The sequence below is a fragment of the Mesorhizobium comanense genome (genome assembly GCF_005503535.1).
Lineage (GTDB): Bacteria > Pseudomonadota > Alphaproteobacteria > Rhizobiales > Rhizobiaceae > Mesorhizobium > Mesorhizobium comanense.
The window spans coordinates 1-3,193 of the sequence record NZ_SCNN01000068.1 but is presented as its reverse complement, the minus strand read 5'-3'; the positions used below and the strand labels follow the sequence as shown (position 1 = coordinate 3,193).

Here is a 3,193-nt window from a genome sequence, read left to right as displayed (position 1 = left end):
TAGGGGTCGGAACAAGAACTGTTCCCAGCGACACGCTAAGGTCGAACGGAGCATGAACGTCATGCGGCGTGGCGTAACCGAGCCGGAAGTCTGAGCGACCGGAAGCCTTCAGGCATCTGATGTTCTGCATCCCAGGTGTAGATGCCGGTCAGATTGATGTGTTCCCAGCTCAGCGGCGAGACGTGCTTGAGCAGATGATCCGGAATCTCGCGGTGCATTTTGCGCAAATGGGTGACGGCCCGTTCGATATAGACCGTATTCCAATGCACGATCGCGCTAACGACGAGATTGAGGCCGGAGGCGCGGAACGCCTGGCTTTCGAATGATCTGTCGCGGATTTCGCCGCGCTCGTGGAAGAAGACAGAGCGCTTCAGTTTATGCGCAGCTTCGCCCTTGTTGAGGCCGGCTTGGCAGCGCCGGCGCAATGCCGGACTTGAGTACCATTCGATCATGAAGAGGGACCTCTCGATGCGACCGAGTTCCCGCAGTGCCCTGGCCAGCTGGCTCTCCTTTGGCGAGGCCGAGAGCTTCTTCAGGATGGTCGACGGCACGACGGATCGCGTCGTGATCGACGCTGCCAGATGAAGAAGATCATCCCAGTGGTCGAGAATTAGCGTGGTGTTGATCGGTGCTCCGATGTGGTTCGACAATGCCGGGTATGCGTCGCCCTTTCCGAACGTGTGGAACTTCCGATCTTTGAGATTGCGTAACCGAGGTGCGAAGCGTTTGCCGATCAGGGCGAATAGCCCGAAGACGTGATCACTCGCGCCGCCCGTATCGGTAAAGTGTTCCTGGATATCGAGGATCGTATCCTGATCGAATAGCCCATCGAGCACGTAGGCCACCTCGCTTTCGGTCGGACTGATGGGCAGAATGCTGAAGTAGCCATACTGATCGGAAAGATGGCTGTAGAATTTCGATCCGGGCTCGCTGCCGTAATGCAAATTGATGTCGCCGCGCTTTGCGGCTCGATCGCTCGCGCGGAAGAATTGGCCATCGGACGATGAGGTTGTTCCGTTGCCCCACAGCCGAGAATGCGGATGGCGGGTGTGTGCATCGGTGATACATGCTTGCGCCGCGCGATAGGTCTCCGACCGAGCGTGGAAGGTGCGCATCCAGCCGATCTGGTGAGCGCTGATTCCTTTGGACGCGCTCGCCATTCGCTTCGGACCGAGGTTGGTCGCATCGGCCAGCACCCCGGCCAGCATGGCCGAGACGTCCCTCGGAGAGTCACCCGTGCGGACATGCGTGAAGTGATCGGCGAAGCCAGTCCAATCGTGCACTTCCCTCAAGAGGTCCGGCACCTCAACCATCGGATACATATCGCTGATCTCGGCATTCAGTTCCTCGGCCGCCGCCGGAACCTCGCCAGCCGTTGGTGTCACGATCAACGTTCCGGCTTCAAGACGAACACCTTCGAGCTTTCCGGACCGTGCTCTGTGCGCCAGGCGCTTCAGGTTGAAGTCGAGCATCTGGCGAGCCTCCGCGAGCCAGGCCGCGCCGTCTCCTTGGACACCAAGTCCGAGTCGATCCTCATCCTTCATGGTGGTGAATGTTGACCGCGGCATTAGATGCTCGTCGATCGGCCGGAAGGATCGGCTGCCGTCGACCCAAATGTCTGCAGATCGAAGCCGGTCTCGCAAGGCCGCGAGCGTCGCAATCTCGTAGAGACGGCGATCAGGCTTTCCTTGTTCGAAGATGAGCCGACGATCAGCTTGGCTGAGGTGGGTGACCGGGACGCGATCCGGGAGTGTCCGACGGCTCTCGGCATGCAGGCGTTTCAGCAGCGAAATCGCCGAAAGGAGTGGATCGTGTCGCCGCGCGGATTGGAACGAGAACGCCTGTAGGAACGCACCGGCATATTTGTTGACGGTCGCATATTGCTCGGCCGCCAAGGCCAAAGGCGACGCCTCGTTGTCCTCGACCATCGACTCAAGCTCAGGCTTCATCCGCAGCAACCGGTGCCACCCGACTTCCTGATCGAGAACCTCCAATGCGTTCCGGCCATAGTTGTTCGCAGACTGCAGGGCGGTAATCGTGTCGAGGAACATGCGCAGCGCCTTGGAGGTATCCGACCTGCAGTCCATGTGTCGCTGTTTCTTGCGGTTATTGGCCTGGGAGAATTGTCGACCCATCAGTTTAATGAACATCGCAACAGCATCGTCAGTTAGCTTCTGGCCAAGCTTGATGACCTGCGCCACGATCAGAGCGTGCCGGCGACTCGCATTGAAATCGTTGGCCAGCCATGCCGGTGTGGCGTTGCCCTCACGGATCATCTGATCCCATCGTCCAGATGGTATGCGCACCTGCAATTTCGCGTCGATTTCCAAGTTGCGCAGGAAGGCAATGCGTTCTGTCAGCCCGACTAGGTTTGACGCACCTGGCGCTTCTGGCGCCGAGCGCAGCCAATGAAAGCGCGTCTGGCCGAGGGCCGGGTCAACCTCCAACAGCCTGTCCAATGACGCAAGCCGATCAGGCGAGATACCCTCGATAAGTTCTTTCTCAGCCCGTCGGCGAGCTATCGCGCGACCGCCGAGACCGATCTTCTCGATGGAATGCAGCGAAGGCAGGAGTGCGTTTCGTTTCCGGAACTCGGCAATGACTGCTGTCGCGATCGGCAACCCGTGATCGCCGTTGGCCGCCGCATCGATTGCAGCCACAAGTGCGGCGCGGCGATCGTCTCTAGATGCAGTCCGGAGACCGAGGTAAGCCATCAACGATCGGCTGTGATCGAAACGCGTCTGTACTCGATGCGCATAGAAGACGTAGAGGCGCGCGTCGATACCGAGCTGATCCGCAAGATAGTTGATCACAGCCGCAGGTGGCTGCTCGTTGTCCCACAAGAGCCGCCCTGTTTGTCGCATCGTGCAGAGTTGAACGGCGAAGCCCAGCTTGTTCTGTGGTCGCCGGCGGAGTTCGCATTCCAATCTATCTGCCGGGCCCAGAGTAAAGTGACGGATCAGACTATCCTCGCCTGTCGCTATGCCCAGCAGTATCGCCGCTTCCTTTGGACTGACAAGCCGTCTTCTACCCACTCGCCTTCTCCCTCGGCACACTAAATTCCAAGGGGTAGTGGTTGGCCATCGGCCGGAAACTTTCAACCAGCCCGGTGGCGTCATCTACAGATCTATGCGCGTGTTCGCGCTTCGTTCGACCTTAGCGTGTCTGCGGGAACGGTTCTTGTTCCGACCCC

Annotated in this window: 1 protein-coding gene; it reads right to left on the bottom strand. The window is 59.2% G+C overall.

What is annotated here, in order from left to right:
• Positions 1 to 59 precede the first annotated feature (59 nt).
• Positions 60 to 3,035: a Tn3 family transposase gene (locus FFS37_RS35595; RefSeq protein ID WP_137935551.1), complete on the bottom strand. Its 2,976-nt coding sequence runs from the start codon at positions 3,033 to 3,035 to the stop codon at positions 60 to 62.
• Positions 3,036 to 3,193 lie beyond the last annotated feature (158 nt).